5 protein-coding genes are annotated in these 6,685 nt (G+C 38.0%); 3 read left to right on the top strand and 2 right to left on the bottom strand.

Going from position 1 to position 6,685, the window contains the following annotated elements; all coding sequences use genetic code 11:
* Positions 1-127 precede the first annotated feature (127 nt).
* Complete coding sequence (locus N9I19_RS23550) at positions 128-778, bottom strand: cupin domain-containing protein (RefSeq protein ID WP_317779165.1); 651 nt, start codon at positions 776-778, stop codon at positions 128-130.
* 366 nt (positions 779-1,144) lie between these two features.
* On the opposite strand from N9I19_RS23550, the gene N9I19_RS23555 reads away from it, so the two are divergent.
* The 3 genes from N9I19_RS23555 to N9I19_RS23565 all read left to right on the top strand — a co-directional run bounded on the left by N9I19_RS23555 (position 1,145) and on the right by N9I19_RS23565 (position 4,379).
* Positions 1,145-3,037: an OPT family oligopeptide transporter gene (locus tag N9I19_RS23555; RefSeq protein ID WP_317779166.1), complete on the top strand. Its 1,893-nt coding sequence runs from the start codon at positions 1,145-1,147 to the stop codon at positions 3,035-3,037.
* A complete protein-coding gene (locus N9I19_RS23560) occupies positions 3,027-3,392 on the top strand; it encodes a PqqD family protein (RefSeq protein ID WP_317779167.1) in 366 nt (121 codons plus the stop codon). The genes N9I19_RS23555 and N9I19_RS23560 overlap by 11 nt, the downstream gene beginning before the upstream one ends.
* A gap of 378 nt (positions 3,393-3,770) precedes the next feature.
* Complete coding sequence (locus tag N9I19_RS23565) at positions 3,771-4,379, top strand: methyltransferase domain-containing protein (RefSeq protein ID WP_089364429.1); 609 nt, start codon at positions 3,771-3,773, stop codon at positions 4,377-4,379.
* A gap of 100 nt (positions 4,380-4,479) precedes the next feature.
* Here the strand turns inward: N9I19_RS23565 and asnB are convergent, their stop codons facing one another.
* On the bottom strand, positions 4,480-6,369 hold the full coding sequence (gene asnB, locus N9I19_RS23570; protein WP_317779168.1) for an asparagine synthase (glutamine-hydrolyzing): 1,890 nt from the start codon (positions 6,367-6,369) through the stop codon (positions 4,480-4,482).
* Positions 6,370-6,685 lie beyond the last annotated feature (316 nt).

Consider the following 6,685-nt stretch of genomic DNA (forward strand, 5'->3'; position numbering starts at 1 on the left):
AATTAAAAGCAATGGGGAATCCTCATGTAAATAGGGTTCTCTATTGCTTTTTTTCATTCCAATTTATTAGACGTTTTCTATGAATGACAGGGTTAATCCGTGAAATCCCCAGGTCCGACACTTATCTTCAATAATAATACTGGGGATTAGGTTGAAATTGATAGTTGTATGACGGGGCAGTATACATTTGGTTATCATAGTGATTAATATATTGCGGGTATTGCTGACTGTCTTCTTCGGCCGCTCGATCGCAGTTGGCTGGCGGACCGATGAATGTTGATGGTTGAACCGGTGCAATTACTTTTTTCCATTGGTTTTCATCGATACAATACGTATGCGCCATAATATTTGCAGGCGTCAATTTCAAAATATCCGAACCCAGGATCACTTCAGGTGTTGGTGCATTAAAAATGGCAAGCAGATGGGTGTTATCAGTATTGGCTACTTCATAATGCCACCAACCTTGTGGAACATTGGCTACTTGACCGGGTTTAATGGGGTAATTTTGTATTTGTTTTGTAAAAGGATTCATTAATGAAACGGTTGCAGCTCCAGAAATGCAGTACACTAGCTCTGCAGCATTTTGGTGATAATGCGGTTCTACGACATTGTCGGTACTAAGGTAAATATCTAATAATGAAACATTTTCGAGTGTGTTCAATTGTTTGATACCTAATACATTTATATAGTTTTGATTGTTTTTTTTAACGAAGGTGCTCTTGTTAACATCGAAAAAGTATTGTGTAGATGGTGAAGTATAGTCCATATAGGAGACCATGAATATATCATTCCTTTTCTGGAGACTTGATCTTGCCAGGATATGTTAGTTTTTATTTTAATGTGCAATCACCCAGTGGGTAATTGCTTATTGTTCCTAATGATTGTTTATGAATGCTGCATATCCGTTAAAGGACACAGGGAGAAAAATTATTATATAATAGCCTGTTGAATGGAAAGCAATTGAATCAAACCAGATGGTAATTAGAGAAATATTATTTTTATATACTTTAAAACCGAAACTGCTAATCTGAATTTTGGATATAATCAAACTTTTAGTAAGAGAAATTTTCCCATTGCAGGACTTTAAATTACAGTGATATAATGTTCTCTGTGATTTTAAAGTTTAACATAGGAAGTGGCTAAATTGTCGAACAATTCGAAAGAAAGTAAATTCGTCCCGTACGTCTCTGCATCAAAATCTCTACCGGAATTAACTGCAACGGCAGTCATTCTAGGGATCATTCTTGCAATCGTATTCGGTGCGGCAAATGCATACTTAGGCCTACTTATTGGTTTAACTGTCTCTGCTTCAATACCCGCAGCGGTAATTTCAATGGCTATCTTAAGAGGGGTTTTTCGCAGGGATTCAATTTTAGAAAACAATATTGTGCAAACGATGACCACGGCAGGTGAGGCAATTGGTGCCGGTGCTGTATTTACCATTCCAGCATTATTCATGTGGGACATGGACGTGAGTCAAGCATTCATCATTTTCGTTGTATTAACTGGGGGATTTTTAGGGGTCTTCATGATGGTTCCCCTTCGCCAGCTTTTGATTGTAAGGGAACATGAAACATTACCATATCCTGAAGGTACGGCATGTGCCGAGGTTCTGAAGTCAGGAGAAGAAGGTGGTACAAGTGCCAAATTAATCGGAGCCGGTTTGGTTATCGGCGGTATGGTTAAAGGGCTTGGTGATGGTTTTAAGCTTTTTAAAACAGAGGTTGAAACAGGAATCACAAACTTTAAAAATGCGGTGGTTGGTCTTGATGCCTTTCCTTCCCTTTTGGGTGTAGGTTATATCATTGGACCGCGTGTTGCAGGACAAATGCTAGGTGGAGGGCTATTAGCATGGGTCGTTCTCATACCGGCAATCAGCTTCTTTGGCAGCAGCAATGGAACAGCCATTTTCCCTTCTGATGTACCGATCGGTGAATTGGATGCATGGGGAATTTGGGATAATTATATACGTTATATTGGAGCTGGTGCTGTTGCAACTGGCGGATTGATCACATTGATCAAAACATTACCTATACTTTTCAGTTCAGTTTTTGATACCCTTAAAGGCGTAAAAGCCAATAAAGGGCAACTTAAATCGGGTTCGATCCGTACTGAAAAAGACATCCCGGCTAAGTACGTTTGGTTGGGAACGATCATCGTTATTTTAATCATTGCTTTCACACCAATAACAGATGTAGGAATCATCGGTGCGATTGCAATTGCGCTTTTTGGATTTTTATTCGTGACGGTGGCTTCAAGGGTTGTTGGGATCGTCGGAAGTTCTTCTTCCCCTGTTTCCGGGATGACCATAGCCACACTATTGATTGTAGCGATAGTCTATAAAGCTATTGGCTTTACTGGTACGAATGGAATGGTAGCGGCTTTAACTGTTGCTGCAATCATCTGTACTGCTCTTGCGGTTTCCGGTGATGTTTCTCAAGATCTAAAAACAGGATATATTGTGGGCGGAACACCATGGAAACAACAAGTTGCCATGATGATCGGTGTCGTTGCGTCTGCTTCTGTCATTGGTTTTATCCTGGTTCTAATGGACAACGCTTATACGATGGGATCTGCAGAACTACCTGCACCTAAAGCGGCACTTATGAAAATACTTGCTGAAGGCGTTCTTGGGGGAGATCTACCTTGGACCCTTATCTTTATCGGTGCGGCTATTTCCATCACATTAGAGTTTTTCGGTCTGAATTCACTTGTTGTTGCAGTCGGCATTTACTTGCCGGTTCATACTAGTGTCCCAATCATGATCGGTGGATTTATTCGTTTCTTCGTTGAGTTCTTTTCGAAAACGAAAGAAGCGCTTAAAGCACGTGTTGATAGGGGTGTATTATTTGCATCTGGTTTAATAGCAGGTGAATCATTGATTGGTGTACTTATTGCCATATTGATTGCAGCAGGTGTCCAAGTCCCGGCCACGGCTAAATTAGCCAGCAATTTGCTACCATTCTTACTATTCCTTGCTCTAGCTGGATTGCTATGGTTCGTATCCAGCAAAGGGAAAAAAGAAGATGCTTCGTAAACGCCAAACAAAAAAGAGGAACCTGTTAACCATGGTTCCCCTTTTGGAAAAACGCGTCACAATGGAACAAGAATCTTTGGAAGCAACCTTTTTAATCATTCAAAGGACCAATTTTGTGGAAAGAATGACCATTCGTTTCTTAAAACAACCATCAGTCCGTAAAATCAAGCTTGATAAGTTTGGGGCATTTGCCATTAAACAAATGGAGTTCCAAAGCAATGTCAAACAGATTTCTGAAGCGATGAGTGAACATTTTGGTGAAGAAGCAGAACCAGCCTTACCTCGTTTGATGAAATTTTTGGAAATCCTTGAGGTTCATGATTGGATCATATGGGATGATGAAGTAGGAAAATGAGACAAGGTAAAAACACCCCCTGAGTCGTATTTATAATAAATACGAATTTGGAGGTGTTTTTCTTATGGGAACAAGAGTGCATTATTCGGAAGAGATTAAGCGGAAAGCAATAGAGCTAAAACAGCAAGGTGTAAAAACCGAACGATAATTGATCAGTTAGGGATAAAGAATGTACCCCAGACGATCCAGATTGAAGGCGGTCATTATATGGCCAGCCCATGCATCTCTGATTTTAATGATTATGTAACTAAAGCAAAATCCAATTAATTTTCTGGACATTCATATAACAAAACTTTACCCTGGATAAGATCAACCTTATTCGGGGTTTTTAGTTAGGAATCCCTTTTTGAAATAACCATGAAGCAGGTGCATATAACAATGAAAGAAACAAGTTATGATGAGATGCTAAACATCAAGACGGAAGGGGAACAAAAAATTTTCAATGATTCTTTGCATTACCATCGATACGAACCTACGCCATATAGTGCATTAGAACATTTATTCAAAAAATACCCACTAAAAAGAAATGATCGCATTGTGGATTTTGGATGTGGTAAAGGACGATTGAATTTTTTTATCCATCACTTATATCAATCATCTGTGGTTGGCGTGGAGATGAATGAAAACTACTATAAAGAAGCGATTGGGAATCTGAATAACTATAAGAAGAAAAGGAAAAACAACAATGGCAATATAGAATTCCACTGTTGTTTAGCGGAAGAATATGATATTGATTCGAAAGACAATCGGTTTTATTTCTTTAATCCGTTCTCAGTACAGATCTTTATGAAAATCATCAATAATATATTGCTTTCCTTTGAAAAAGAACCGCGCCAAATCGAACTGATTTTATTTTATGGGTCACAGGATTATATTTTTTTCCTCGAAAATCAAACCGCCTTCGAGCTGAAGGGCGAAGTGATATTACCAGGATTGACTGAATTTAATCCTTATGAGAAATTCGTCATATACCAATTGTTAATTTAAACGGATCCTCGTTTTTTGGTTGTTATCATGTAAAAATAAAAGCACCCAAGCCAATTACATTGATGCTTGGGTGCAAATGAGTAAACGAGCCAATGGATGCTTAATTTACAGCATATTGTAAAGTCTTTTGAGGCCGTGGCTCATATTGTTTTTCTATATAAATTTGATGCCAAATCATAAAAGTCAAAATGGTCCAGAGCTTCCGGCTGTTGTCCGTTTTATTATTTACATGGTTTTCAAGTAATTTCATAATTTGCGGTTTGTTAAAAAGATAGTCAGTTGGGCTCTCCTGGATTAACTTTACTGCCCAATCATATAATTCATCCTTTAACCAATGGCGGATAGGCACTGGAAAACCCAGCTTCTTCCTGCTCCATACATGTTCCGGCACAATCCCGCGGGCAGCTTTTCGAAGCATGTATTTGGTCGTTCCATTTCTTACTTTTTGATCCATACTAAGTTTTGAAGCCGTATTGAATACGCATTTATCCAAAAATGGAACTCTCACCTCTAAAGAATTCGCCATAGACATTTTATCTGCCTTCAATAAAATATCACCTTTTAGCCAAGTTTGAATATCAATGTTTTGCATTTGGGTAATAGGATCATAACCTAAAGAACTTGAATAGATTGGACTTGTCACTTTTTCATTTTCTAAACCATTGAGATAATTCACTAGTAAAAGTTTTTTCTCTTTCTCGTCGAATATGTTTGCGTTTCCGATATATCGATCTTCTAAAGGTGTTACTCCACGCTCTATAAAACTCTTTCCTTTAACCCCTTCTGGCAAAATAGAGGAAAGTGTCCTCAACACGTTGTTCAACGGTGCAGGTATATGGGAAAACATGCGCAGGGAATGGGGCTCCCGGTATATATTATATCCGCCGAATAATTCATCTGCACCCTCACCGGACAAGGCGACTTTAACGTGCTTTTTAGCTTCCCGTGCGACAAAATATAGCGGAACGGCAGCGGGGTCTGCTAAAGGGTCATCCATATGCCAGATAATCTTTGGAAGTTCTGCCAAGAATTCTTCAGGACTTATGATATAACTTATATTTTCTACATTCAAAGCGGCTGCTGTCTCCTGTGCAACGTTTATTTCACTGTATCCATCTCTTTCGAACCCTACAGAAAAGGTTTTGATCTTAGGATTAATCTGTTTTGCGATGGAGCAGATAAATGATGAATCAATCCCACCTGATAGAAAAGATCCAACCGGAACATCACTTCTCATATGTACGTTCACCGAGTCAATTAAGGTTTCTTGTATTTCTTTTATGACTTTTGAATCTTCTATACTGGAAGGGCGAAAAGTAGGTTTCCAGAACTCTTTTATATCCATTTTCTTTCCGGGCTCTTTTGTGAAATAATGCCCAGGTGATAACTTTTTAATGTTATTGGATAAGGTAGATGGTTCGGGAACATATTGAAAGCTGAGAAAATGCTGTAATGAATTCACGTCCAACTCTTCATTCATCGCTGTCAAGATACTCTTTTTTTCTGATGCAAAATATGTGACATTATCTTGTTCACAATAGAAAAAAGGCTTGATTCCAAAGTGATCCCTTGCCCCAAATAGTTTTTGTTCGACTTTATCCCAAATGACAAAAGCGAACATGCCGCGCAGTTTTTGGACGGTTTGCTCTTTTTGGCTACTATAGAGAGCCAATATTACTTCCGTATCAGAATCCGTCGTGAACTCATATCCTTTATCAATGAGTTCTTTCCTTAGTTCAATATAATTGTAGATTTCGCCATTAAAAATGATCCAATATCGTTCATTTTCATATGAAAGAGGTTGGTTACCGTTATCTATATCGATTATGCTCAATCTTCTAAATCCAAAATTTACAAAATCATCAAAAAAATAACCTTCATCATCCGGACCCCTATGGGTAATGATCGTGTTCATCTTCTTGATCGTTTCTTTCATATTTGAATTTATGGCTTTCGGATATTTTTGAATACATCCTACAAAACCGCACATAAAATCCACCTGCCTAATTATTTATTATTAAGAGATTTCCTAGTAACTTTTATCAAGATTACAATTAAATAGGCATAAAGTTGTATATCAATCTAAGTAGTAGAATATCTCTAGTCTACTAGGTTAGATTATTATTCTATATTTGTCAATTTTACTCATTTGTTGAATTGATTTGTAAGTATTTTAATATTATAAGAATCCAAACACGCAATAAAAAGAGGCAATCGTTATGATTGCCTCTCAGTTTGTCGACAAAAGGGGTTCGGAATGTATTAATTCCGAACCCCTTTTGATATTTTCTTGGAATTTTGCTCAA

It is taken from the genome of Peribacillus sp. CSMR9, assembly GCF_033141925.1.
In the GTDB taxonomy this organism is placed as follows: domain Bacteria; phylum Bacillota; class Bacilli; order Bacillales; family DSM-1321; genus Peribacillus; species Peribacillus simplex_A.